The sequence below is a fragment of the Krasilnikovia cinnamomea genome (assembly GCF_004217545.1).
Classification (GTDB): Bacteria; Actinomycetota; Actinomycetes; order Mycobacteriales; family Micromonosporaceae; genus Actinoplanes; species Actinoplanes cinnamomeus.
Window position 1 is genome coordinate 6,190,005 of sequence record NZ_SHKY01000001.1, and the last position, 23,778, is coordinate 6,213,782.

At 74.0% G+C, this 23,778-nt stretch carries 22 protein-coding genes and 1 pseudogene; 13 read left to right on the top strand and 10 right to left on the bottom strand.

What is annotated here, in order from left to right; genetic code table 11:
• Positions 1-143: 143 nt before the first annotated feature.
• The 3 genes and pseudogenes from EV385_RS35375 to EV385_RS27900 form a co-directional block, all read left to right on the top strand.
• A pseudogene (locus EV385_RS35375) lies at positions 144-1,019 on the top strand (bifunctional MaoC family dehydratase N-terminal/OB-fold nucleic acid binding domain-containing protein); the annotation flags it as partial.
• On the top strand, positions 1,005-1,403 hold the full coding sequence (locus EV385_RS35380; protein WP_242625363.1) for a hotdog family protein: 399 nt from the start codon (positions 1,005-1,007) through the stop codon (positions 1,401-1,403). The pseudogene EV385_RS35375 and the gene EV385_RS35380, both read left to right, overlap by 15 nt.
• Positions 1,400-2,575, top strand: coding sequence for a lipid-transfer protein (locus EV385_RS27900; protein ID WP_130512143.1), 1,176 nt, complete (start codon positions 1,400-1,402; stop codon positions 2,573-2,575). Before EV385_RS35380 ends, EV385_RS27900 begins: the two co-directional genes overlap by 4 nt.
• Positions 2,576-2,583: 8 nt before the next feature.
• On the opposite strand, the gene kstD is transcribed toward EV385_RS27900, so the two are convergent.
• Positions 2,584-4,221 (bottom strand): 3-oxosteroid 1-dehydrogenase, encoded by a 1,638-nt coding sequence (gene kstD, locus EV385_RS27905; RefSeq protein WP_130512144.1) that lies wholly within the window; start codon positions 4,219-4,221, stop codon positions 2,584-2,586.
• Positions 4,222-4,308: 87 nt separating this feature from the next.
• Here kstD and EV385_RS27910 point away from each other — a divergent pair, with 87 nt between their 5' ends.
• The 4 genes from EV385_RS27910 to dmpG are packed head-to-tail and all read left to right on the top strand — an operon-like array spanning position 4,309 to position 8,718.
• Complete coding sequence (locus EV385_RS27910; RefSeq protein ID WP_130512145.1) at positions 4,309-5,985, top strand: FAD-binding protein; 1,677 nt, start codon at positions 4,309-4,311, stop codon at positions 5,983-5,985.
• Positions 5,969-6,775 (top strand): 2-keto-4-pentenoate hydratase, encoded by an 807-nt coding sequence (locus EV385_RS27915; RefSeq protein ID WP_130512146.1) that lies wholly within the window; start codon positions 5,969-5,971, stop codon positions 6,773-6,775. The genes EV385_RS27910 and EV385_RS27915 overlap by 17 nt, the downstream gene beginning before the upstream one ends.
• Positions 6,772-7,668: an acetaldehyde dehydrogenase (acetylating) gene (locus tag EV385_RS27920; RefSeq protein ID WP_130512147.1), complete on the top strand. Its 897-nt coding sequence runs from the start codon at positions 6,772-6,774 to the stop codon at positions 7,666-7,668. The genes EV385_RS27915 and EV385_RS27920 overlap by 4 nt, the downstream gene beginning before the upstream one ends.
• Positions 7,669-7,683: 15 nt before the next feature.
• The gene (gene dmpG, locus EV385_RS27925) at positions 7,684-8,718 is read left to right on the top strand and encodes a 4-hydroxy-2-oxovalerate aldolase (RefSeq protein WP_130512148.1); all 1,035 of its coding nucleotides are present in this window, start codon (positions 7,684-7,686) and stop codon (positions 8,716-8,718) included.
• Here the strand turns inward: dmpG and EV385_RS27930 are convergent.
• Genes EV385_RS27930 through EV385_RS27940 form a run of 3 tightly spaced genes read right to left on the bottom strand, consistent with a single transcriptional unit; the run spans position 8,709 to position 11,154 of the window.
• Positions 8,709-9,725 (bottom strand): ferredoxin--NADP reductase, encoded by a 1,017-nt coding sequence (locus tag EV385_RS27930; RefSeq protein WP_130512149.1) that lies wholly within the window; start codon positions 9,723-9,725, stop codon positions 8,709-8,711. The two genes, dmpG and EV385_RS27930, sit on opposite strands and share 10 nt — an antisense overlap.
• Complete coding sequence (locus tag EV385_RS27935) at positions 9,725-10,018, bottom strand: hypothetical protein (RefSeq protein ID WP_130512150.1); 294 nt, start codon at positions 10,016-10,018, stop codon at positions 9,725-9,727. The genes EV385_RS27930 and EV385_RS27935 overlap by 1 nt, the downstream gene beginning before the upstream one ends.
• Positions 10,015-11,154 (bottom strand): 3-ketosteroid-9-alpha-monooxygenase, oxygenase component, encoded by a 1,140-nt coding sequence (locus EV385_RS27940; protein ID WP_130512151.1) that lies wholly within the window; start codon positions 11,152-11,154, stop codon positions 10,015-10,017. Before EV385_RS27940 ends, EV385_RS27935 begins: the two co-directional genes overlap by 4 nt.
• Positions 11,155-11,296: 142 nt before the next feature.
• Here EV385_RS27940 and hsaA point away from each other — a divergent pair, with 142 nt between their 5' ends.
• Genes hsaA through hsaB form a run of 4 tightly spaced genes read left to right on the top strand, consistent with a single transcriptional unit; the run spans position 11,297 to position 14,810 of the window.
• Positions 11,297-12,478, top strand: a complete 1,182-nt coding sequence (gene hsaA / locus EV385_RS27945; protein ID WP_130512152.1) for a 3-hydroxy-9,10-secoandrosta-1,3,5(10)-triene-9,17-dione monooxygenase oxygenase subunit — start codon at positions 11,297-11,299, stop codon at positions 12,476-12,478.
• Positions 12,479-12,485: 7 nt separating this feature from the next.
• A complete protein-coding gene (gene hsaD, locus EV385_RS27950) occupies positions 12,486-13,343 on the top strand; it encodes a 4,5:9,10-diseco-3-hydroxy-5,9,17-trioxoandrosta-1(10),2-diene-4-oate hydrolase (RefSeq protein WP_130512153.1) in 858 nt (285 codons plus the stop codon).
• Positions 13,340-14,242, top strand: coding sequence for an iron-dependent extradiol dioxygenase HsaC (hsaC, locus tag EV385_RS27955; RefSeq protein WP_130512154.1), 903 nt, complete (start codon positions 13,340-13,342; stop codon positions 14,240-14,242). Before hsaD ends, hsaC begins: the two co-directional genes overlap by 4 nt.
• Before the next feature lie 7 nt (positions 14,243-14,249).
• The gene (hsaB, locus tag EV385_RS27960) at positions 14,250-14,810 is read left to right on the top strand and encodes a 3-hydroxy-9,10-secoandrosta-1,3,5(10)-triene-9,17-dione monooxygenase reductase subunit (protein WP_207229983.1); all 561 of its coding nucleotides are present in this window, start codon (positions 14,250-14,252) and stop codon (positions 14,808-14,810) included.
• Here the strand turns inward: hsaB and EV385_RS27965 are convergent.
• The 5 genes from EV385_RS27965 to EV385_RS27985 are packed head-to-tail and all read right to left on the bottom strand — an operon-like array spanning position 14,754 to position 20,484.
• Positions 14,754-15,860, bottom strand: coding sequence for an acyl-CoA dehydrogenase family protein (locus tag EV385_RS27965; RefSeq protein WP_130513609.1), 1,107 nt, complete (start codon positions 15,858-15,860; stop codon positions 14,754-14,756). The two genes, hsaB and EV385_RS27965, sit on opposite strands and share 57 nt — an antisense overlap.
• A 25-nt stretch (positions 15,861-15,885) precedes the next feature.
• A complete protein-coding gene (locus EV385_RS27970) occupies positions 15,886-16,962 on the bottom strand; it encodes an acyl-CoA dehydrogenase family protein (protein ID WP_130512155.1) in 1,077 nt (358 codons plus the stop codon).
• The gene (locus tag EV385_RS27975) at positions 16,959-18,101 is read right to left on the bottom strand and encodes an acyl-CoA dehydrogenase family protein (RefSeq protein ID WP_130512156.1); all 1,143 of its coding nucleotides are present in this window, start codon (positions 18,099-18,101) and stop codon (positions 16,959-16,961) included. The genes EV385_RS27970 and EV385_RS27975 overlap by 4 nt, the downstream gene beginning before the upstream one ends.
• Positions 18,098-18,934, bottom strand: coding sequence for an enoyl-CoA hydratase (locus EV385_RS27980; protein ID WP_130512157.1), 837 nt, complete (start codon positions 18,932-18,934; stop codon positions 18,098-18,100). The genes EV385_RS27975 and EV385_RS27980 overlap by 4 nt, the downstream gene beginning before the upstream one ends.
• On the bottom strand, positions 18,931-20,484 hold the full coding sequence (locus tag EV385_RS27985) for a FadD3 family acyl-CoA ligase (RefSeq protein ID WP_130512158.1): 1,554 nt from the start codon (positions 20,482-20,484) through the stop codon (positions 18,931-18,933). Before EV385_RS27985 ends, EV385_RS27980 begins: the two co-directional genes overlap by 4 nt.
• 75 nt (positions 20,485-20,559) lie before the next feature.
• Here EV385_RS27985 and EV385_RS27990 point away from each other — a divergent pair, with 75 nt between their 5' ends.
• Positions 20,560-21,750, top strand: coding sequence for an acyl-CoA dehydrogenase family protein (locus EV385_RS27990; protein ID WP_130513611.1), 1,191 nt, complete (start codon positions 20,560-20,562; stop codon positions 21,748-21,750).
• A 50-nt stretch (positions 21,751-21,800) separates the two neighbouring features.
• Positions 21,801-22,577, top strand: coding sequence for an SDR family oxidoreductase (locus EV385_RS27995; protein ID WP_130513612.1), 777 nt, complete (start codon positions 21,801-21,803; stop codon positions 22,575-22,577).
• A 4-nt stretch (positions 22,578-22,581) separates the two neighbouring features.
• Here EV385_RS27995 and EV385_RS28000 read toward each other — a convergent pair whose 3' ends face one another.
• On the bottom strand, positions 22,582-23,745 hold the full coding sequence (locus tag EV385_RS28000) for a steroid 3-ketoacyl-CoA thiolase (protein WP_130512159.1): 1,164 nt from the start codon (positions 23,743-23,745) through the stop codon (positions 22,582-22,584).
• Between the last annotated feature and the right edge of the window lie 33 nt (positions 23,746-23,778).

Sequence of the window (23,778 nt, forward strand, 5' to 3'; positions counted from 1 at the left end):
GTCAGCCGGAGCGTGCCGCGCGACCGCGCAACGGCAGGACAGGAGCGTGCCGAATGGACAAGCCGAGCACGGAGGCCGCCGAGGCCGCCGCCCGGGGTACCGCGACGCCGGCGGTAGGGGGCGGCGCCACGGCGGGTGAGGCGATCACGGCGGCCGCGCGGCGTATCCGCGCGGCGGGGGAGTCACCGGCCCGACCGGCCCGGGACCCGGTCAACCTCCCGGCGATCCGCGACTGGCTGGGGGCGGTGGGCGACAGCAGTCCGGTCTACGAGCGCGACGGGCTGGCCCCGCCCGCGATGGCGCAGGTGTGGACGATGCCGGGGCTTCGCCCGGCCGCACCGGAGGTGGCCGACCCGCTGCGGGCCATGTCGGCGGTGCTCGACGAGGCCGGGTTCACCTCCGTGGTGGCGACGGACAGCATCCAGACGTACCTCCGGTACCTGCGCGTCGGGGAGCAGGTGTCCGTGCGCAGCCGCCTCACCGAGGTGACCGGGCCGAAACGGACCGCGCTCGGGGAGGGCTGGTTCATCACGACCGAGAGCACCTGGTGCGTGGGCGCCGAACCGGTCGCGACCATGCGGTTCCGCGTCCTGAAGTTCCAGCCCGGCACCGCACCCGCCCCGGAAGCAGGGGCGGCCGCCGCGCTGCGGCCGGTGATCAGCGCGGACACCGCGTACTTCTGGGCCGGGACCGTCGCGGGCGAGCTGCGGATCCAGCGCTGCGGCGAGTGTGGCGCGCTGCGCCACCCGCCCGGCCCGGCCTGCCCATCCTGCGGCGCCACCAGGCCCGGGTACGTGCTCGCCACCGGCACCGGCCGCGTCCACAGTTTCGTCGTGCACCGCCACCCGCCGCTACCGGGCCGCCGGCTGCCCGTCGTCGTGGCGCTCATCGACCTGGACGAGGGGGTACGCATGACCGGCGAGCTACGCGACGTGGACCCGGACGACGTACACATCGGCATGCCGGTGCGGGTCGAGTTCGTCCGCGTCGACGACGAGCTGACCCTGCCGGCGTGGCGCCCCGCCGACCGGCCCGGGAACGTCCTGCCGCCGTGGGAGCTGGAGGTGACCCCCACCGTGGTGATCAGCACCGCCCTCGCCACCCGCGACTTCCAGGACGTCCACCACGACCGCGACGCCGCCGTCCGGCGCGGCGGCCGGGACATCTTCCTCAACATCCTCGCCACCACGGGCCTGGTGCAGCGCTACGTCACCGACTGGGCCGGTCCCGGGGCGCTCGTTCGCGGCGTCGCGGTCCGCCTCGGCACACCGTGCTACGCCAACGACACACTCACCTTCACCGGGCGGGCGGCGCCGGACACCGGCGGCGAACGGGTGGTGACCGTGAGCGGCCGCACCGCGCGGGGCGAGCACGTCGCCGCCACGGTCCGGGTGACGTCATGATCGCGGGGACCGCGGCCGTCGCCGGGATCGGAGCCACCGAGTTCTCCAAGAACTCCGGCCGCAGCGAACTGCGGCTCGCGGTCGAGGCGGTCCGCGCGGCGCTCGACGACGCCGGCCTGGCCCCCTCCGACGTCCAGGGCCTGGCGACGTTCACGATGGACCACACCGCCGAGGTCGCGCTGGCCCGGGAGCTGGGGATCGGCGAGCTGTCGTTCCTCAGCCGGATCGCATACGGCGGGGGAGCGGCGTGCGCGGTCGTGCAGCAGGCCGTGCTCGCCGTGGCGGCCGGGCTGGCCGAGGTGGTGGTCTGCTACCGGGCCCTCAACGAACGCTCCGGCCGCCGCTTCGGGCAGGTGACGGCCGAACTGCTGGCGCCCACCTCGGCGGGCGTCGACGCGAGCTGGCACCATCCGATGGGGCTGGCCACCCCGGCCGCGATGGTCGCCATGGTGGCCCGGCGCTACCTGCACGACACCGGCGCCACCACCGACGACTTCGGCCGGGTCGCGGTGGCGGCGCGCCGGCACGCCGCCACCAACCCGCACGCCTGGTTCCACGGCCGCCCGATCACCCTCGACGATCACCGTACGTCGAAACCGATCGCGGAGCCGTTGCGGCTGCTGGACTGCTGCCAGGAGAGCGACGGGGCGGTCGCGCTGGTGGTGACGTCGGCGCGCCGGGCCCGTGACCTGCGGCAGCCACCCGCGGTGGTGTGCGCGACCGCCCAGGGCAGCGGCCCCGACCAGTACGTGATGACCAGCTACTACCGCCCGCGGATGGGCGCGTTGCCGGAGATGGGTGTGGTGGCCCGCCAGCTCTGGCGGCAGTCCGGGTACACGCCGTCCGACGTGCGTACCGCGGTGCTGTACGACCACTTCACCCCGTACGTGTTGATGCAGCTCGAGGAGCTGGGCTTCTGCGGCCGGGGGGAGGCGCGGCACCTGATCGCCGACGGCGGCATCGAACTCGGCGGGCGGCTGCCGGTCAACCCGCACGGTGGGCAGCTCGGGGAGGCGTACATCCACGGCATGAACGGCATCGCCGAGGCGGTCCGTCAGGTGCGCGGCACCGCGGTCAACCAGGTGCCCGGGGACGGCCCGGTGCTGGTCACGGCGGGCACCGGCGTACCGACCAGCGGGTTGATCCTCGGCCCGCCGGTCAGCGCAGGGTGACGGCCGCGTCAGCCCGTTGCGACCCCGGCCAGGTCCAGCGCGGCGAGATGACCGAACGTCATGGCGGGGCCCAGCGTCGCGCCGGCCCCGGCGTAGCCGCGTCCCATCACCGAGGCGCTGGCGTTGCCCGCCGCGTACAGGCCGGGGATGGGTGTGCCGTCGCCGCGCAGCACCCGGGCCCGTTCGTCGGTGCGCAGCCCACCCTTGGTGCCCAGGTCGCCGGGGACCACCTGGAACGCGTAGAACGGTGGCTTGGTGACCGGGCCCAGGCACGGGTTCGGCCGGTTGCGCGGGTCGCCGTAGTAGCGGTCGTAAACGGAGTCGCCGCGCAACAGGTCGTCGTCGTGGCCGTGTGCGGCGAACGCGTTGAACCGTTCGACACTCGCCCGCAACCGTTCGGCGGCGACGCCGATCTGCCCGGCCAGCCCGTCCAGGGTGTCCGCGCGGCATGCCACCCCGGCGTCGAACCAGCGGCGCGGCAGCCGCGTGCGCGGGGCGTGCCCGGCGAACAGGTAGCGGTCCCGGTACCGCTGGTCGGTCACCAGCCAGGCCGGCACCCGCCCCGGCACGGCGAGCATGGCGTGCACGGCCTCGACGTACGGCGCCGACTCGTTGACGAAGCGCCGGCCCGCCGCGTCCACGATCAGGCAGCCGGGCAGGTTGCGTTCGGCGAGGCAGAAGTACGGCCCGCCGGTGAGCGGGAGCACCGGGCCCCACCACGCCTCGTCCATCAGATCCAGCGCGGCGCCCAGACGCCGGCCCGCCTCGATGCCGTCGCCGGTGTTGCCGGGCGCGCCGACCGTCCACGCGGCACCGACCGGCTGGTACCGGCGCCGCATCTGCTCGTTGTGCTCGAATCCGCCGCTGGCCAGCAGAACACCGTGGCGGGCGCGCAGCCGCCCGCCGGTTCCGGCGCGGATCCCGGTGACCCGGTCGCCCTCGACGAGCAGACCGGCCATGGGTGTGCCCAGCCGGACCTCGACCCCGGCCGCGCGCAGCCCGGCGCGCAGCCCGGCGGCGAGCGCCTGCCCCATGGTGAGCCGTCGCCGGTGCCGCAGCCGGGCGGCCAGCCCGCTCGCAACGAGCCGGGCCGCGGTGGCCAGCGCCCGGGGGTGGCGGATGCCCAGCGACAGCCACCGGTAGTCCGCCGCGGTCACCGCGACGCCGTCCGGCGCGGCCCGGTACGGCGGGGCGAGGGTGCCCAGGTCCGGCCCGATCAGGCGGGCGCCGAGCGGTCGCGGCTCGACGCTGCGGCCGCCGGGCAGCCCGCCGGGTGCCTCCGGGTGGTAGTCCGGGTACCCGGGCACCCACGCGAAGTCGAGCGGCGTGTGCGCCCGGACGAACGCGAGCATGGCCGGACCGGCCGCGAGGAACGCCTCCCGGCGTGCCGCCGGGACCTCGGATCCGGCGACGTGGGCCAGGTAGGTGCGGGCGGACGCGGTGTCGTCGGTGACCCCGGCCTGCCGGAGCACGTCGTTGCCGGGCAGCCAGAGGCCGCCGCCGGAACGGGCGGTGGAGCCGCCGTACACGTCTGCCTTCTCCACCAGCACGGCGCGCAGGCCGTGGTGCGCCGCGGTGAGCGCCGCGGTCATCCCGGCGGCGCCGCTGCCGACCACGACGATGTCGAACTCGCCATCGTCCGTCATCACTAGAACAGGTTATAGTTAGTGCCGTTCCGGCGCCATCGTGGTCCCGGAAACCGTTCTGCTACGTGTTGCAGATTCGGAGGCATCGTGACCGAGGCGTGGGACGAGTCAGCCGACGTCGTGGTGGTGGGTTTCGGCGCGGCCGGCGCCTGCGCGGCGCTCGAGGCGGCCCCCAGCGCCCGCGTGCTCGTGCTGGACCGCTTCGCCGGCGGCGGCGCCACCGCGGTCTCGGGCGGCGTCGTCTACGCGGGCGGCGGCACCCGGCAGCAACGCGAGGCCGGCGTCGAGGACAGCACACAGGCGATGGTCGACTACCTGAGCCAGGAGGTGGGCGACGCCGTGACGCCGCAGACCCTGCGCCGCTTCTGCGCGCAGAGCGCCGACATGCTGACCTGGCTGGAGGGGCGCGGGGTGCCGTTCGACGCGCGGCTGTGCCCGTACGAGACGAGCTACCCCACGAACCGGCACTACCTGTACTACTCCGGCAGCGAGCGCAGCTTCGCCCACGTCGCCGCGCCCGCGCCGCGCGGGCACCGGGCGTACGCTCGCGGGACCTCCGGCCGGGCGCTGTACGCCCCGCTTGCCGGGGCCGCCCGCGCGGCCGGCGCCGGCATCCTGCTCCAGACCCGCGCCCACCAGCTCATCACCGCAGCGGACGGCCGGGTGACCGGCGTCGCCTGCCGGACCCTGCGCGGCGCACCGGCCTGGGTCCGGTTCGGCCACCGCGTCCTGCACCGGTGGTCGGTCAAGCCCGGCATGTACCTTCCCGCGCTCGGTCGCGCACTGCACCGGCCCGTGGCCTGGCTGGAGCGCCGGTACTCCCGCCCGGTGCGGATCGGTGCCCGCAGCGGCGTCGTCCTCGCCGCCGGTGGGTTCGTCCTCGACGCCGAGATGCTGCGCCGCCACGCCCCCGACTGCCGGGGCACGCTGCCTCTGGGCACGGCGGGCGACGACGGCTCGGGCATCCGGATGGGCACCGACGCCGGCGCCGCGACTTCTCACCTGGACCGGGTCAGCGTGTGGCGCTTCCTCGCCCCGCCGTCCGCGCTGCTCGGCGGGCTGCTGGTGGACCGCGACGGGCGGCGCGTCTGCGACGAGTCCCGCTACGGCGCGGCGATCGGCGACGCTGTCCTGCGCCGCCCGCAGCGGCGGGCGTGGCTGCTCGTCGACGCGGCCGTGCTCGCCGAGGCACGCCGCCAGCTCCGCGATCAGACGCTGTGGTTCCAGCGGATCCAGGCGCGGTGGCTGCTGCACATCGACCGGGTCGGTGCGCCGACGCTGCGGCGGGTCGCGCGGCGGGCCGGGGTGGATCCGGTGGGCCTGGCCGCCACCGTGGCGGCGTACCACGATGCGGCCGCGGCCGGCCGGCCGGATCCGGCGGGAAAGCCCGCCGGACTGGTGCGGCCGCTGACCCGGCCGCCGTACTCGTTGATCGACTTTTCGGTACGGGCGCGGCCCGCCGCGCCGGCGCCCGTGCTCACGCTCGGCGGCCTGCGGGTCGACGAGGAGACCGGGCAGGTGCTTCGCGCGGACGGTCGCGGGGTGCCGGGCCTGTACGCGGCGGGCCGCACCGCGGTCGGCATCTGCTCGCGCAGCTACGTCAGCGGTCTGTCGTTGGCCGACTGCGTCTTCTCCGGCCGGCGTGCGGGCCGCAGCGCCGCGATCGGGATCGGGCCAGCGCTGCCCGGCGCGCCGGATCCCGGCGGGTTGGATCCCAGCCCGTCAGATGCAGAGCGGGGAGGGACCCATGCTGACCGATGCTGAGCGCCGGACACTGGCCGACCGGCTGTACGTCGCGGAGCGCGACCGTGCGCCGGTCCCACCCCTGGTGCTGCGACACCCGGACCTGAGCGCGGCCGACGCGTACGAAATCCAGCTCCACAATGTGCGCCGCCGCGGGCAGGCGGTGGTGGGCCACAAGGTCGGGCTGTCGTCGGCCGCGATGCAGCAGATGATGGGCGTCGACGAGCCGGACTACGGTCACCTGCTGGCCGACATGCGCCTGTCCGAGACGGCACCGGCGGACGCCGCACGCTACTGCTTCCCGCGCGTCGAGATCGAGGTCGCGTTCCTGCTCGGTGCGGACCTGCCCGGCCACGGTTGCACCGAGTCCGACGTGCTGGCCGCCACCGAGGCGCTGGCCCCGGCCATCGAGCTCATCGACAGCCGCATCGTGGACTGGCGGATCAGCCTGGCCGACACGATCGCCGACAACGCCTCCTCGGCGGGCTTCGTGGTCGGCGCGGCCCGGGTGGCGCCGGACAAGCTGGACCCGCGCGCCATCGACGCGGTGCTGTACCGGGGCGACGAGCCGGTGGCCCAAGGCCGCTCCGATGCGGTACTCGGCAACCCGGCGACCGCGGTGGCGTGGCTGGCCCGTACGGTCGCCGGCTTCGGGGTGCGGCTGCGCGCGGGGCACCTGGTGCTGCCGGGCGCGTGCGCCCGGGCGGTCGACGTCCACCCGGGCGAGACGTTCCGGGCGGTGTTCACCGGCCTCGGCGAGGTCGGCCTGTCCTTCCAGCCCGCATCAGACACGGGGGAGTGCCGCCGATGACGAGACTGACCGCCGCGATCGTCGGGTCCGGCAACATCGGCACGGATCTGCTCTGCAAGCTGCTTCGTTCGCCGCTGATCGAGCCGCGCTGGGTGGCCGGTGTCGATCCGGACAGCCCGGGCCTGCGCCGTGCCGCCGAGCTGGGCGTGTCCACCAGCGCGGGCGGCGCCGACTGGCTGCTGGCCCAGGATCCGTTGCCAGACGTGGTTTTCGAGGCCACGTCGGCGGCCGTGCACCGGACCAACGCGCCCCGCTACGCGCAGGCCGGCATCCGCGCGGTCGACCTCACCCCGGCGGCGGTCGGGCCGCTGGTGGTGCCGGAGGTCAATCTGCGCGCACACCTGGACGCGCCGAACCTCAACCTGATCACCTGCGGCGGGCAGGCCACCATCCCGATGGTGTACGCGGTGTCCCGGGTGACCCCGGTGAGCTACGCCGAGATCGTGGCGACCGTGGCGTCCCGCTCGGCCGGGCCGGGCACCCGGGCCAACATCGACGAGTTCACCCGTACCACCAGCCGGGCGCTCGAACTGGTCGGCGGAGCGGCACGGGGCAAGGCGATCATCGTGCTGAACCCGGCCGAGCCGCCGCTGGTCATGCGGGACACGGTGTTCTGCGCGATCGACCCCGAGGCCGACCCCGCCGCAGTGACCGCGTCCATCGCGGCGATGGCCGCCGAGGTCGCCCGGTACGTGCCCGGCTACCGGCTGCTCAACGAGCCGCAGTTCGACCCGCCGTCGGCGGCGACCGGCGGGCGTGCCCGGGTGGCGATCTTCGTGGAGATCGCCGGTGCCGGTGACTTCCTGCCCCACTACGCCGGAAACCTGGACATCATGACCGCCGCGGCGACGCGGGTGGGCGAGGAACTCGCCCGCTCCACGGTGCCCGCCTGACCGTGGGAGGACCGCATGCCGAACCGCTTCTCCGCCGACCTCGACGTGCGCATCACCGACTCCTCGCTGCGCGACGGCTCGCACGCCAAGCGCCACCAGTTCACCGCCGCCGAGGTGGCCGCGGTGGTCGCCGCGCTGGACGCGGCGGGCGTTCCGGTGATCGAGGTGACGCACGGCGACGGCCTGGGCGGCTCATCCTTCACGTACGGGCTGAGCCGCACGCCGGAGCAGGAACTCATCACGGTGGCGGTGCGCACCGCGACCCGGGCGCGGATCGCGTTCCTGATGCTGCCCGGGGTCGGCGTGATCGACGACATCCGGGCCGCGGCGGACAACGGCGCGAGCGTCTGCCGGATCGCCACCCACTGCACCGAGGCGGACATCGCGGTGCAGCACTTCGGGCTGGCCCGCGAACGCGGGCTGGAGACGGTCGGCTTCCTGATGATGGCCCACTCCCAGCCGCCCGAGGCGCTGGCCCGGCAGGCCCGCATCATGGCCGACGCGGGCTGCCAGTGCGTGTACGTGGTGGATTCGGCCGGTGCGCTGGTCCTCGACCAGACGGGCGAGCGGGTCGCCGCGCTCGTGGCGGAGCTGGGCGACGACGCGCAGGTGGGCTTCCACGGGCACGAGAACCTGGCCCTGGGCGTGGCGAACTCCGTGCTGGCGGTGCGGGCGGGCGCCACCCAGATCGACGGCAGCACCCGGCGGTTCGGGGCGGGCGCCGGGAACACGCCGGTCGAGGCGTTCGTGGGGGTCTGCGACAGGCTCGGCATCCGTACCGGTGTCGACTTCTTCGCCATCGTGGACGCGGCCGAGGAGGTGGTCCGCCCGGCCATGCCGGACGAGTGCCGGCTGGACCGGCTCGCCCTGATCATGGGGTACGCGGGGGTGTACTCCAGCTTCCTCACCCACGCGTACACGCTGGCCCGCCGCTACGACGTGTCCGGCGCCGAGATCCTGGTCCGGGCCGGGCAGCGGCGCCTGGTCGGCGGCCAGGAGGATCAGCTCATCGACATCGCCGTGCAACTCCGCGAGGAGGCTCACTCGTAGGTGACCGCGACCGTGTCGCTGCGGGCGACCGCCTGGCAGGCGAGGATGTACCCCTCGGCGAAGTCCTCCTCCTCCAGCACCTCGTTGCGTACGAGCTCGACCTGGCCGCTGACCAACCGGCAGGCGCACGTGCCGCAGTTGCCCTGCCGGCAGGAGAACGGTGGATTCAGCCCCGCCGAGATGATCACATCTAGCAGGCGCGAACCGGCGGGCCACGGCAGGTGGTGGGTCTGCCCGTCCAGCGTGACCTCGGCTGTCGCGTCCCGGGCCACTGCGGGCACTGTCGTGTCGGAGTCGAAGCTCTCCACGCGCACCCGGTCCGCCGGGACGCCGGTGCGCTGCAGCGCCTGCCGGGCGACCCCGACGAACGGGTCGGGCCCACAGACGAACGCTTCGCGATTTGCGTACGCGCACAGCAGCGGTGCCAGGGCGTCCCCGGTGGGCGCCCCGCGCTCGCTGTCCAGCCAGTGCGTCACCGAGAGCCGCCCGCCGTGGCGCTCGCCCAGCGCGGCCAGCTCCGTGGCGAAGATGACCGACCGGGCGTCGCGGTTCGCGTACACGAGGGCGAGGCGCCCGGATCCGCGGGCGAGCACGGACTTGACGATGGCGATCACCGGGGTGATGCCGCTGCCACCGGCGAGCAGCAGCAGGTCGTCGTCGAGCGAGGCCGGGGTGAACGTACCGGCCGGCGGCGTGAACTCCAGTGTGGTGCCGGCCCGGACGTGGTCGCAGATCCAGTTCGACGCCCGCCCGCCGGGCACCCGCTTCACCGTGATCTTCAGGTCCGTGTCGGTGTGCGGTGAACTGGACAGCGAGTAGCACCGGGCGAGGGTGCCGTCCGGCGTCCGGACCGTCAGGTACTGCCCGGGCCGGTAGGTGAACGCGGCGGTCAGCGCCGGTGGCACCGGAAGCACCAGCGAGTGCGCGTCGGCCGTCTCGGCGATGACGTCGGCTACGCGGAGCCGGTGATACGGGGCGATGGCGCCGGTGATCCGGGTGCCGGCCATCAGGCCGCCCCGAGGTGGCCCTCGGACACCGCGAGACGGCCCTCGCAGACCGCGCGATCGATGCTGTCGCGCAGGTCCGGGCAGGTCGGCACCAGCGCGGTGACGCCACCGGCGGCGGCCGCCGCGGCGAGCACGGCGCAGGCGCGTTCGGCCCGGGTGCTCCACTGCACGCTGGTGTGTCTCGGGCTCAGTTTCCGCGCCCGGACGTCGGCGCCGCAGCGGCCGCAGCGGACCTCGGCGAGCCCGCCCTCCAGGTACGCATGCCGCTCGGCCAGCGTGTCCGCCCGGGTCATGACGGCGGTGCCGCGGGCGCCTGGCGCTGGAGGTTGTCGGCGACCTCGGCCTCCCAGGTCTGGTTGGCGCGGGTGGTGTCGACCTCGAACTCGTAGCGCGCCACCATGTCCTCGGTGATGTCCGCGACGTCCACATAGAACTGCTCGTACCAGCGGCGGAGCTGGTAGACCGGGCCGTCCTCGGCGCACAGCAGCGGATTGTCGATGCGGCTCTTGTGTTTCCAGATCTCCACGTCCTGCTGAAAACCCACGCCGATGCTTCTGGCGAACCGGGCCGCCGCCTTGTCCGCCTGCGCGGCGGTGAGGCCGGGCAACCGCTTGACGATCACACCCCATTGGAGCACGAACGAGTCGGGCGTGACCGGATAGTGGCAGTTGATCAGTACGGATTCCACGTCGGTGCCGTGATAGTCGTGGTGCAGGTAGTCGATCATGTACGAGGGTCCGTAGTAGGCGGCCTCGGAGCGCAGGGTGGCGTCGCCGGACTGGCTCGCGGTCAGCGGCACGTCCGGCCGTGGCCGGGTGTGCAGGAACTGCGCGGCCACGTGGCCTTCGAGCACGTTCTTGAAGAACGTGGGGAAGGCGAAGTGGATGTAGAAGAAGTGGGCCATGTCGACCACGTTGTCGATGACTTCGCGGCAGTTGGCGCCGTCGATCCGGATCGAGTCCCAGGTCCAGGAGCTCCACTCGGGGGAGAAGGCACCCTCGATGCGCGGGATGGTGATCTCCGGCGGGGGCGGGTTGCCCTGCGGGTCGTGCCAGACGAAGAGCTGGCGGTTCTGCTCACACGTGATCCACGAGCGGGTGCGGGCCCGCATCGGCACCCGGTGCGCGTACGGCACCGAAACGCACCGGCCGTCACCGCGCCAGCGCCAGTCGTGGAACGGGCAGGCGACGGTGTCGCCCTTGACCGTACCCATGGTGAGGTCTCCGCCCATGTGCCGGCAGTATCCGTCGAGCACGTGCAGCGCGCCGCCGGTGTCGGCGAACACCACCAGCTTGGTCCCGAACGCCTCGACGGCATGCGGGCGGCCGTCGCGGAACGAATCGGCCAGTCCCAGGCAGTGCCAGCCCCGGGCGAACCGCGCGGGCGGATCGCCGGTGTCGATCGTCCGTGCCGCCTCGCCGTTGCTCATGTCGCCCCCAGTCCCATGGAACGCGTTCCACGCCCCCGCTCCCGCGATTAGGGCGCCGCCCGATCCCGTGTGGCCCATAGAGTAGAACGTGTTCTAGTATAGGGCCGTCGAGTTCACCGGCCAACCTGGTTGGGGGGATCTCATGGAGGCAAGCGGTGGCGTCGCGGTCCTGACCGGAGTGCGCGACCTGCTACCGGTCCTGCGGGAGCGTGCGCAGGAGACCGAGGACCGCCGGGCACTGTCCGCCGAGACCGTCAAGTCACTGGCCGAGACCGGCTTCTTCCGGCTGCTGCAGCCCGCCCGGTTCGGCGGATTCGAGGCCCATCCGCTGACCTTCCTGCGCGGCGTGCGGGAACTGGCCAGCGCATGCGGCTCCACCGGCTGGGTGGCCTCGGTGATCGGGGTGCACAACTGGCAGCTCGCACTCTTTCCCGACCAGGCGCAGCAGGACGTGTGGGCCGACGACCCGGGCACCCGGATGTCGTCGTCCTACGCGCCCACCGGCACCATCCGGGCCGTCGACGGGGGATACCGGGTCGACGGCAGGTGGAGCTTCTCCTCCGGCTGCGACCACGCCGACTGGGTGCTGCTCGGCGGGATCGTCCCGCCCGGCGACGACGGCACCCCGGCCGACTTCCGTACGTTCCTGCTGCCCGCCGCCGACTACACCATCGAGGACGTGTGGCACACCGTCGGGCTGCGCGGCACCGGCAGCAACGACATCGTCGTGTCCGACGCGTTCGTCCCGGTGCACCGGTCACTGAGCTTCAACGACACGGCGCGCTGCGTCTGCCCCGGGCAGGAGCTCAACACCGCGCCGCTCTACCGGATCCCGTACGCGTCGATCTTCTCCTGGGCGATCACCACGCCGATCATCGGCATGGCCATGGGCGCCTACGAGGCACACGTGAGCTACCTGAAGGAACGGGTCCGCGCCTCGTACGTCGGGGTGCGCGCGGCCGAGGACCCGCACTCGCAGGTGCGCGCCGCCACCGCGGCCGGTGACCTGGACGCGGCATGGCTGGCCCTGGAATCCGACATGGGCGAGCTGATGGAGCTGGCCGCCGCGGGCCAGCGCCTGCCGATGCGGCTGCGCCTGCGGGTCCGCCGCGACCAGGTGCGCGGCACCGAGCTGGCGATCGGTGCGGTCGACCGGTTGTTCGAGAACTCCGGGGGACGGGCGCTGCAGACCGGGACCCCCATCCAGCGGTTCTGGCGCGACGCGCACGCGGGCCGCGTACACGCGATCAACGACCCCGAGCGGGCACTGTCCATGTTCGGCCGCGGCGAGTTCGGCCTGCCGATCAGCGACGCGATGGTGTGAGGACGAGATGACCACGACCAGCATTCCCGCTCCGGGCTCATACGCCGCCGGCCTGCATTACCACCGCGCCGGACCGGACGGAGGGCACCCGGTGGTGCTCCTGCACGGCGGCGGTCCCGGCGCCTCCGCGTGGAGCAACTTCGGGCGTACCGTGCCGGTCTTCGCGCGGGCATTCGACACGATCGCCGTCGACCAGCCCGGCTACGGCGGCTCCGCCACCGGGCCGATCGCCGGGCAGTACTTCACCCATTCCGCCGACGCGCTGCTCCGGCTGCTCGACGAACTCGGCATCGAGCGGGCCGACCTGGTCGGCAACTCGCTGGGCGGCGGCACCGCGGTCCGGTTCGCGCTGCTGCACCCGCAGCGCGCGGGACGGCTGCTGCTCATGGGCCCCGGCGGGCTGAGCCTCAACCTCTTCGCCGCCGATCCGACCGAAGGGATCAAACGGCTGGCCGCGGTCGGCGCGCCGCCCGGACCGAGCCGGGACAAGGTCGCCGCCTTCCTGCGTACGCTCGTGTTCGACCAGTCGCTGATCACCGAGGAGCTGATCGACGAGCGGTTCCGGGCGGCCGCCGACCCGGCGGCGCAGCGCGCGATGCGCGAGATGGGTGCCTCGTTCACCGACCCGGAACACTACGAGCAGGGCCTGCTCTGGCGCGACGCGCACCGGCTGCGCCACGAGGTGCTGCTCGTGTGGGGCCGGGAGGACCGGGTCAACCCGCTCGACGGCGCCCTGGTCGCACTCAAGCTGATCCGCCGCGCCCGGCTGCACGTCTTCGGCGGCTGCGGACACTGGGCACACCTGGAGAAGTTCGACGAGTTCAACCGCCTGGCGTTCGACTTCCTGGAAGGGGACCGTCCGTGAGCCTCATCCGATCCCTCGGCTACCTGCGTGTCGAGTCCACCGACGTCGCGGCGTGGCGCGAGTTCGGCGTCACCGTGCTCGACATGGCGCCGGGGCGCGGGCCCGATCCCGAGGCGGTCTACCTGCGCATGGACGAGCTGCCCGCGCGGATCGTCGTGGTGGCGGGCGAACGGGACCGGCTGGCCGCCACCGGCTGGGAGGTCGCCGACCCGGCCGCGCTCGCCCGGCTCACCCGCGCCCTCGAACAGGCCGGCGTCGCGATCAAGGCCGCCGGTGGCGACGAACTCGCCGAGCGACGCGTGGCGCAGATGATCAGCCTGGACGACCCGTTCGGCAACCGCCTCGAGTTCTTCTGCGGCGCGGCGCTGGACACCCGCCCCGCCCAGGGCCGCTACGGGACCAGGTTCGTCACCGGCGAGCAGGGCATGGGACACGTGGTGCTGCCCGCCGGCGACGACGCCGCGGCACTGCACTTCTACACCGACGTGCTCGGCTTCCGGCTGCGCGACACGATGCGGTTCATCCCCGAAACGGTCGGCCTGCCGCCCGGCGACCGCCCGCTGTGGATGCGGTTCCTCGGCTGCGGCCCGCGCCACCACAGCGTCGCGCTGGCACCGATACCGGCGCCCAGCGGCCTCATCCACCTCATGGTCGAGACCGAATCGATCGACGACGTGGGCCGGGCCATGGACCGCTGCGCCCGCCACGACGTGCCGACGATCTCAACGCTGGGACGGCACGCCAACGACCAGATGATCTCCTTCTACGTGCGGACCCCGAGCGGCTTCGACATCGAGTACGGCACCGGCGGCTGCACCGTCGACGACCGTACCTGGGTGGCCCGGCAGACCACCGCGCACAGCGTGTGGGGCCACCGCTTCGAGCGCGCCGGCCACTGAGGCTGCGGTGGCGGCGGCCCGTACGGACTCGGACACCCGGCAGTTCCGCCGGGTGTTCGGCCACTTCTGCACCGGCGTCACGGTCATCACCACCCGCGACGCGGACGGCCCCGCCGGATTCGCGTGCCAGGCGTTCGCCCCGCTGTCACTGGACCCGCCGCTGGTGCTGTTCTGCCCGCAGGCCGGCTCGGACACCTGGCGGCGCATCCGCGACTGCGGCACGTTCTGCGTCAACGTCCTCGCCGGAGCGCAACGGGAGGTGTCCCGGCGCTTCGGCACCCGGGGCGCGGACCGGTTCACCGACGCCGGCTGGTCCCCGTCACCGGCCGGGGCGCCGATCCTGACGGGCGCGCTCACCTGGGCCGAGTGCCGGGTGGAGGCGGTGCACCCGGGCGGCGACCACGCCATCGTGGTCGGCCGGGTGACGACGCTCGGCGAATGCCGGGCCGACGGACCGCTGCTGTTCTACCGGGGCCGCTACACCACGGCGGCCCCGGCCTCGCCGCACGAGTCACCCGAGGTGGTCGACACCCTGCTGGCCTGGCCCCGCCACACCGACTGGATCTGAGCACAGCGACCGCGCCAGGCGCTCGAGGTGGTGGGCGGGGGAGCCGAAGAGCTGCGCCGAGGCGTACGCGCGGCGCAGGTAGAGGTGGGCGTCGTGCTCCCAGGTGATCGCGATGCCGCCGTGCATCTGGACCATCTCGGCGGCGATCGCCTGCAGCGCCTCGGAGCAGTAGACCTTGGCCACCGCGGCCAGCGCCGGCGCTTCGGGGGCGCCGGCCATCAGGGCGTCGGCCGCGGCGTACGACGCCGAGCGGGCGGCCTCCATCCGTACGTGTGCCCCCGCCAGCCGGTGCTGCAAGGCTTGGAAGCTGCCGATCGGGCGCCCGAACTGGACCCGGATCCGCACGTACCGGATAGTGGCCGCGAGCGCGTAAGCGGCCGCGCCGATCTGGTCGGCGCTGAGCGCCACGCAGGCCAGGTCGCGCAGACCGCCGAGGTCGGTGTCGCCGCCGATCCGGCGCGCGGGTGCGTCGGTCAGGCGCAGCACACCGAGCCGCCGCGTCGGGTCCAGCGGGCTGGTCTCGTGGCGGGCCACCCCGGGCGCTTCGGCCGCCACCTCGTACAGGATGGTCGTGTCGCCGGTGCGCGCGGGGACCAGCAGGGTGTCGGCGCAGGCGAGGTCCAGGACGTGGGGGACCTCGCCGCTGAGCCGCCCTCCGGCCGAGGCGGTGCAGGGCACCTCCGCCGGATCTCCCGCGAAGGCCAGCGTGGCGGTCCGTGCCCCGGTGCACAGGTCCGGCAGCAGTCGCGCGCAGGCTTCGGAGTCGCCCGAGCGCAGCAGCGCGTGCGTGGCGAGGACGGCACAGCCGAGCATCGGGCCGGGGGTCAGCGTGCGTCCCAACTCCTCCAGCACCACGCAGGTCTCCCGCAGGGTGGCGCCGGATCCGCCGTACGGTTCCGGCACGGCCAGGCCGGCGACGCCGATCTCGGAGCACAGCCGGGTCCACAGGGCCGGGTCGAAGCCGTCCGGCGCGTCGATCGCGGCCCGGGTGGAGTATCCGGACAGCAGACCGCGCACGGCGTCGCGCAGCGCCTGACGTTCCCCGGTCAGCTCCTCGGTTGTCATCGCGGCCTCCTCAGCGCCTTCCCAGGGCCGCCGCCACCCGGGCCCGGTGCTCGGTCGGGGTGCCCCACGCCAGGGTCAGCACCCGGACCCTGGTGAGCCACCGGCCCAGCCCGTGCTCCCGGGTGTAGCCGATGGCGCCGTGCACCTGCAGCGCGGCGCGGGCGGCCCGGTTGGCGGCGTCCGCGCAGGCCACCTTCGCCGCCGAGACGTCCCGCGCCGCGTCCTGCCGGTCGTCGCCGGTGGAGGCGACCACGTTCGCTTCGTGCGGGTCGTTGCCGGTGGAGGCGACCGTGTTCGCGTCGTGCGGGTCGCGGGTGAGGGCGACCGCGGCCGCGTACAGCAGTGGCCGGGCGAACTCCAGGGCCACCGCCACGTCGGCGAGCCGGTGCTGGACCGCCTGGAACTGCCCGATCGCGCGGCCGAACTGGTGTCGGGTTTGCGCGTAGGCCACCGCCGTCTCCAACAGTGCGCGGCCGGCGCCGAGGAGCTGGGCGGCGCAGACCAGCACACCCATGTCCAGGGCGCGGGCCACCACGGCGGCCGTGTCCGCACCGGCGGCGAGCGTGTCGCCCGGGAACACCTCGAACAGCCGCCGGGCCGGGTCCATCGAGGTGTGCGCCGGGCCGACGCGGGCCAGCCTGACGGCGTCGCGCCCGGCGAAGAGCACGAGGTCGGCGGCGTGCGCGTCGGTGGCGTACGGAAGCCAGGGCGGCGCGGCCAGCGTCGCGACCGTCCGCCCGGCGGCCAGCTCGGGCAGCCAGGTGCTGCGCAGCCGGTCGTCGCCGACCGCGGTGAGCAGTGTGGGTACCGCGGCCACGGACTCGGCCACCGGCCCGGGCAGCGCGTGATGGCCCAGCTCCTCGGCCGCGAGCACCAGGTCGCTCGGCGCGCCACCCAGGCCGCCCCAGCATGCCGGCACGGCGAGCCCGCAGACTCCGGCCTCGGCCAGCCGCGACCAGACAGCCCGGCCGGGGGCGGCGTCGCCCAGCGCCCAGCGGTCCGCTGTCGCGCCAACGTCCACATCGCTGAGGAGCCTGTGCAGGACGGCCGCGAACCCGTCCTGCTCCGGCGAGGGCACCAGTCTCATCGTGGTGCTCCGGGGTTCGGCTCGCGGGGCAGGCCGAGCACTCGCTCGGCGACGATGCTCCGCTGGATCTCGTTGGTGCCGGCGTAGATCGGACCGGCCAGCGCGAACAGGTATCCGCCGGTCCAGCCAGCGTCGGTCTCGGCATGGGCGCCGAGCACGTCGAGCGCCGTGGAGTGCAGGGCGATGTCCAGCTCGGACCAGAACAGCTTGGTGACGCTCGCCGCGAACGGCCCGGGCGGTGCGTCCAACGCGGCGAACGCGTGCATCCGGTACGCCTGTGCGCCGATCCACGCGTCCACCACGCGGTCGCGCAGCCCGGTGTCGCCGGGGTCGCCCGCCTCCCGCCAGAGCGCAACCAGCCGCGCGGCGGCCGCCACGAACCGGCCCGGGCTGCGCAGCGTCAGCCCCCGCTCGTGGCCGGCCGTGTTCATCGCCACCCGCCAGCCGTCGCCGGGCGCGCCGATGACATCCGCGTCCGGGACGAACACGTCGTCCAGGAAGATCTCCGCGAAGCCCGGTTCGCCGTCGAGCTGCTGGATTCCGCGTACGCTCACCCCGGGCGCCCGCAGGTCGAACATCACACAGGTGAGGCCGCGGTGCCGCCGCGCCTGCGGATCCGTACGGAACAACCCGAACGCCCGGTCCGCCACGGCGGCCCGGGAGCTCCACGTCTTCTGGCCGGACAGCAGCCACCCGCCGTCGGTGCGCCGGGCAACCGAGCGGATCGCGGCCAGGTCGCTGCCCGCGTCCGGCTCGGACCAGGCCTGCGCCCACACGTCGTCCGCCCGGGCCATCCGGGGCAGGATCCGGTCGCGCTGCTCCGGCGTCCCGTGCGTGAACAGCGTGGGGGCGAGCAGGAACAGGCCGTTCTGGCCGATCCGGGCGGGCGCGGCGGCGGCGTGGTACTCCTCCTCGAACAGCAGCGTGTGCAGCGGCGGGGCGGTCCGCCCGCCGTACCTCTCCGGCCAGGACACGACGGCGAGGCGGGCGTCGGCGAGACGGCGTTCCCAGGCCCGGTGCGCGGTGGCGCCCGCCGGGGTGTGCACGCTCGGCAGGGGAGTGGCCGGGACGTTGTCCGCGAGCCAGGCGCGGACCTCGTCCCGGAACGAGCGCGCGGACGGGTCGAGGTCGAGATTCACGACGCGGACCGTTTCATGGCGGCCGCGTCCAGGCCGCCGAGCGGGTTCCCGGTGACCTCGGCGTTGTGCGCGTGGGCCAGGTGGTGCAGGCCGAAGACGGCGTCCATCCCGGCGCGCATGCCCATCAGGTCCTCACACTGGTTCAGCGCGCGCTTGGCCAGGCTCAGGCCGAACCCCGGCATCGCGGCGATCCGCTCGGCCAGCGCGACGGTCGCGGTTTCCAGCTCGGCGCGGGGCACCACCCGGTTCACCATGCCGACCTGGTACGCGCGGTGTGCGTCGAACCGGTCACCGGTGAACAGCACCTCGCGGGCGAAGCGGGGGCCGAGCATCCACGGGTGGGCGAAGTACTCGACGCCGGGGACACCCATCCGCAGCACCGGATCGGCGAAGAACGCGTCGTCGGCGGCGACGATCAGGTCGCACGTCCAGGCCAGCATGAGGCCGCCCGCGATGCACGCGCCCTGCACCATCGCGACCGCCGGTTTGGGGATGTCCCGCCATCGCCGGCACATCCCCAGGTAGACCTCCGCCTCCCGGGAGTAGCGCCGGTCCGCGCCGGCCCGCCCGGTGTGGTCCCACCACAGGACCGCGCGCCGGGGGAACGGGGTGTCCGCGTCCCGCTCCGGGGTGCCGATGTCGTGTCCGGCCGAGAAGTGGTCGCCGGCTCCGGCCAGCACGATCACGGCGACCTCGTCGTCGTCCACGGCGCGGGTGAACGCCGCGTCCAGGGCGTAGGTCATCGCCGAGTTCTGCGCGTTGCGGTACCGGGGACGGTTCATGGTCACCAGGGCGAGGCGGCCGCGCCGTTCGTAGCGGACCGGGTCGGTCACGGGGTGCCTTCCTTCCGGAGCAGGTACTTGAGGACCTTGCCGGAGGCGTTGTGGGGCAACTCGGTGCGCCACTCGACCGTACGGGGCACCTTGTAGCCGGCCAGCCGTTCCCGGCAGTACGCGATCACGTCCGCGCCGGACAGCGTGTGCCCCGGCCGCGCGACGACATAGGCCTTGCCCACCTCGCCCAGGCGCGGATCACTCACCCCGACCACGGCCGACTCGGCCACCCCGGGCAGCCCGGCCAGCGTCCGTTCGACCTCGGCTGGATACACGTTGAAGCCGCCGCAGATGTACATGTCCTTGAGCCGGTCGGTGATCTGCAGGTATCCCCGTTCGTCCAGGCGGCCGATGTCACCGGTGTGCAGCCAGCCGTCGGCGTCGATGGCGGCGGCGGTGGCGGCCGGGTCGTCGAGGTAGCCGAGCATCACGTGCGGGCCGCGCAGGAGCACTTCGCCGGTGGGCGGGCCGATCCGGACCTCGAAGCCCGCGGCGGGCCGCCCGCAGGTGTGTGCGACGGTCTGCGGGTCGTCGCCGGGCCGGCACATGGTGGCCACCACCGCCTCGGTCAGCCCGTACGCGGTGAGTACGGTGCGTACGCCCAGATCCGCCTGTATCCGCTCGACGAGTGCGGGAGCGACGGTGGCCGCGCCGGTCACCGCGAGGCGCAGCGTGGACAGGTCGTGCCGGGGTCGCTCGGGGTGGTCGAGCAGGCTGAGGTAGAGCGTGGGTGGTCCGGGCAGGACGGTGATGCGCTGGGCGGCGATCAGCGCAAGCGCCCGGGCCGGGTCGAAGACCGGCATCGGTACCACCGTGGCGCCGCTGAGCAGGCATGCCAGCAGGCCGGCTTTGAGCCCGAAGCTGTGGAAGAACGGGTTGACCACCAGATACCGGTCGCGCGGGCCCAGCTCGCCGATCTCGGCCCAGGCGGCGGCCACGCCGAGTGACTGCCGGTGTGCGCTCATCGCGCCCTTGCTGCGCCCGGTGGTGCCCGAGGTGAACAGGATGTCGCTCACGTCGTCCGGAGTGACGGCCCGGGCGCGGGTGTCCGCCTCGGACACCGGCACGTCGGCGGCGTGGCGCAGGAAGGCGTCCCAGTCGAGCGCTCCGGATTGCGGCGAGGACGGACCGGCGGGCACCTGCACGACGAGACCGGGCAGCGGGACGCCGCTCCGGGCTGCGGCGGCGCGCAGCGTGGCGAGCCGGTCCACGCCCAGGAACGGGCCGGCGACGATGAGGCCGCGCGCGCCGCTGCGATGGATCACATCGAGGGCCTCGGCGCCGGTGAACCGGGTGTTCACCGGCACCAGCGTGGCACCGGCGTAGCTCGCGCCGAGCGCGGCCAGCACCCAGTGCGACGTGTTCGGCGCCCAGACGGCGAGCCGGTCACCGGGTCGCAGCCCGGCGGCGATCGTCGCGCGGGCGACCACGCGCACCTGCTCCAACAGGTCCGCGAAGCTCCACTGTGGCCCGCCGGGCTCCACCAGAGCCGGAGCCGCCCCGAATCTGCGGGCCGCGTCGGCCACGGCCGCCGGGAGGGTGGATTCCACGGTGACCTCCCAGTCGGGCGGGTCCGGCGGGCTGAGCAGACCAAGCAAGTGCAGACCAAGCAAGTGCTTGGTAGGGTGACGATACCCGTGGTGCAGGAGGTGGCGCCAGTGGACGATGACGAACAGTTCCGGCGTGAAGTCCGGGACTGGCTCGCCGCGAACGTGACGGACCAGCTGCGCGGCGTCGGCGGCCCGGGCCGCGAGAACGAGGCGTATCCGCAGCGTCTCGCGTTCACCCGCCGCCTGGCGGCCGCGGGATGGACCTGCCTGGCCTGGCCCGTCGCGCACGGCGGGCGCGGTGCGTCGCTCGCGCGGCAGGTCATCTTCCACGAGGAGTACGCCCGGTCCGGCGCGCCCGCCCGGGTGGACCACATCGGCACCACCATGGTCGGCCCGACCCTGATCGCACTCGGCACCGAGCGTCAGCGCCGCCGGTTCCTGCCCCGTATCGCCGCGGTGGACGAGCTGTGGTGCCAGGGCTACTCCGAGCCGGGCGCCGGGTCCGACCTGGCCGGTGTCACCACCCGCGCGCGGCTCGACGGTGACCAGTGGGTGATCACCGGTCAGAAGGTGTGGACGTCGCTGGCGCACGTGGCCGACTGGTGTTTCGTGCTGGCCCGCACGGAGCCCGTACCGGACGGTGGCCCGCGCCACGCCGGACTGTCGTATCTGCTGGTGCCGATGCGCCAGCCCGGGATCACCGTGCGCCCGATCCGGCAGCTCACCGGCGACAGCGAGTTCAACGAGGTCTTCTTCGACGACGCCCGCACCGAACGCGACCTCGTGGTCGGCGAACCGGGGCAGGGCTGGCGAGTGGCGATGGCCACGCTCGGCTTCGAGCGCGGCGCGGCCACGGTGGGCCAGCAGATCGGTTTCCAGCGGGACCTGGACGACCTGGTGGCGCTGGCCCGGCGTACCGGAGCTATCGCGGACCCGGTGCTGCGCGAGCGGATCGTGCGCGCCTGGGTCGAGTTGTCCGTGCTGCGCGCGCACACCCTGCGCGCCCTCGCCGGGCCACCTTCGGCGGGCACCGCGTCGGAGATCAAGCTGCTCTGGTCGCGCTGGCGGCAGGGCCTCGGCGAGCTCGCCATGGCGGTGCTCGGTTCCGCCGGGGCCGCGGCGGATCCCGGCGACGAGGAGGTCCAGCGGTGGCGGCGGCTGTTCCTGTTCAGCCGGGCCGACACCATCTACGGCGGCTCCGACGAGATCCAGCGCACCATCGTGGCCGAGCGGGTGCTCGGGCTGCCCCGGCAGGACCGCCGGTGAGCGGGGCTGCCGATACGCCGACACCGGAGGTCGGCACCGCGGAGACCTCGGTGGACCGGCTGCCGCCGCCCGGGCACGGACTGCTGGCGGGCAGGGTCGTGGTCGTCACCGCGGCGGCCGGCACCGGGATCGGCTCCGCGATCGCCACGCGGTGCCTGGCCGAGGGAGCCGAGGTCGTGCTCAGCGACCACCACCGGCGTCGGCTCGCCGAGGCCTGGGAGCGACTGGCCGTGACGTACCCGGGCCGGGTGTGGTCCGTGCCGTGCGACGTCACCGACGAGGCCGACGTCCAGGCGCTGGTCGCCGGTGCGGTCGCCCACTGCGGGCGGATCGACGTGATGGTGAACAACGCTGGCCTGGGCGGCACCCGGCCGGTGGTCGAGCTGACCGACGACGAGTGGCGGCGGGTCCTGGACGTCACGCTGACGGGGACGTTCCGCGGCACCCGGGCGGCGTTGCGGCAGATGATCGCGCAGGGCGGCGGCGGCGCGGTCGTCAACAACGCCTCGGTGCTGGGCTGGCGCGCCCAGGCCGGGCAGGCGCACTACGCGGCGGCGAAGGCGGGCGTGATGGCGTTCACCCGGTGCGCCGCGCTGGACGTGGCCGCACACGGCATCCGGGTCAACGCGGTGGCGCCGAGCCTGGCGAGCCACCCGTTCCTGGCCAAGGTGATCGACGAACGGGAGCTGGCCGGGCTCGCGCTGCGGGAGGCGTTCGGCCGGGCCGCGCAGCCGTGGGAGGTGGCGACCGTCGTGGCGTTCCTGGCCAGCGACTACGCCTCGTACCTCACCGGCGAGGTGATCTCGGTGAGCAGCCAGCATCCCTGAGGAGTCACAGCCGCTCGATGATGGTGGCCGTGGACATCGCGCCGCCCGCGCACATCGTGATCAGGGCGGTGCTGCGGTCACTGCGCTCCAGTTCGTGCAGGGCGGTGGTGATGAGCCGGGAGCCGGTGCTGCCGACCGGGTGCCCGAGCGCGATCGCTCCGCCGTTCACGTTGACCCGGTCGGGATCCGCGCGGTGCGCGCCCAGCCAGGACAGCACCACACTGGCGAACGCCTCGTTCACCTCGAACAGGTCGACGTCGTCGATCGTCATCTCCGCCCGGGACAGCACCCGGTCGGTGGCCGCGATCGGCCCGTCCAGGTGGTAGTACGGTTCGGCGCCGACCAGGCACTGGGCGAGGATCCGCGCGCGCGGGCGCAGGCCCAGCGCCCGCGCCCGCTGGGCGTCCATCAGCAGCACGGCCGCGGCCCCGTCGGAGATCTGCGACGAGGTGCCCGCGGTGTGCAGGCCGCCGTCGAGGACCGGGCGCAGCCGGGCCAGACCCTCCACGGTGGTGTCCCGCAGGCCGTCGTCGCGGTCGACCCGGCAGAGCTTGCCCGTGGGCTGGCCCGTCTCGTCCAGTTCCGGCGCGTCGACCGGCACCACCTCGCGGGCGAAGCGGTCCTGCGCCCAGGCCCGCGCCGCGTTCGCCTGCGACCGGGCGCCGAACCGGTCCAGGTCGGCGCGGGTGATGCCGCGCCTGGTCGCGATGCGTTCGGCGGCGACGAACTGGTTCGGCAGGTCGATGCTCCACGACTCGGGCCGCGGCGTCCCGGCGTCCGTGCCCAGGTTGGCGCGCAGCGGGACGCGGCTCATCGACTCCACGCCGCAGGCGACGCCGACCTCGACGGCGTCCGCCGCGATGAGCCCGGCCAGCAGATGGACGGCATGCTGCGCCGAACCGCACTGCGCGTCGATGGTCAGGCAGCCGGTCTGGTACGGCAGGCCGGCATGCAGCCACGCCGTACGGGTGATGTTGTTGGACTGCTCGCCGCCCTGCGTGACGCAGCCGCCGACGGCCTGCTCGACCAGTGCCGGGTCGAGGCTGGCCCGCGTGAGCAGCGCGCGTTGGGCCGAGCCCAGCAGCTCGGCGGCGTGCAGCCCGGACAGCCGGCCGCGGCGCCGGCCGATCGGTGTGCGGACCGCGTCGACGATCGTCGGAACACCCACCAGCGCCTCCTGTACGAAAAGTAGAACGTGTTC

Coding starts and splice junctions, on each gene's coding strand:
- EV385_RS27900 (WP_130512143.1), top strand. CDS start 1,400: ATGATCGCGGGGACCGCGGCCGTCGCCGGGATCGGAGCCACCGAGTTC.
- kstD (WP_130512144.1), bottom strand. CDS start 4,221: ATGACGGACGATGGCGAGTTCGACATCGTCGTGGTCGGCAGCGGCGCC.
- EV385_RS27915 (WP_130512146.1), top strand. CDS start 5,969: ATGCTGACCGATGCTGAGCGCCGGACACTGGCCGACCGGCTGTACGTC.
- EV385_RS27920 (WP_130512147.1), top strand. CDS start 6,772: ATGACGAGACTGACCGCCGCGATCGTCGGGTCCGGCAACATCGGCACG.
- dmpG (WP_130512148.1), top strand. CDS start 7,684: ATGCCGAACCGCTTCTCCGCCGACCTCGACGTGCGCATCACCGACTCC.
- EV385_RS27930 (WP_130512149.1), bottom strand. CDS start 9,725: ATGGCCGGCACCCGGATCACCGGCGCCATCGCCCCGTATCACCGGCTC.
- EV385_RS27935 (WP_130512150.1), bottom strand. CDS start 10,018: ATGACCCGGGCGGACACGCTGGCCGAGCGGCATGCGTACCTGGAGGGC.
- EV385_RS27940 (WP_130512151.1), bottom strand. CDS start 11,154: ATGAGCAACGGCGAGGCGGCACGGACGATCGACACCGGCGATCCGCCC.
- hsaA (WP_130512152.1), top strand. CDS start 11,297: ATGGAGGCAAGCGGTGGCGTCGCGGTCCTGACCGGAGTGCGCGACCTG.
- hsaD (WP_130512153.1), top strand. CDS start 12,486: ATGACCACGACCAGCATTCCCGCTCCGGGCTCATACGCCGCCGGCCTG.
- EV385_RS27970 (WP_130512155.1), bottom strand. CDS start 16,962: ATGAGACTGGTGCCCTCGCCGGAGCAGGACGGGTTCGCGGCCGTCCTG.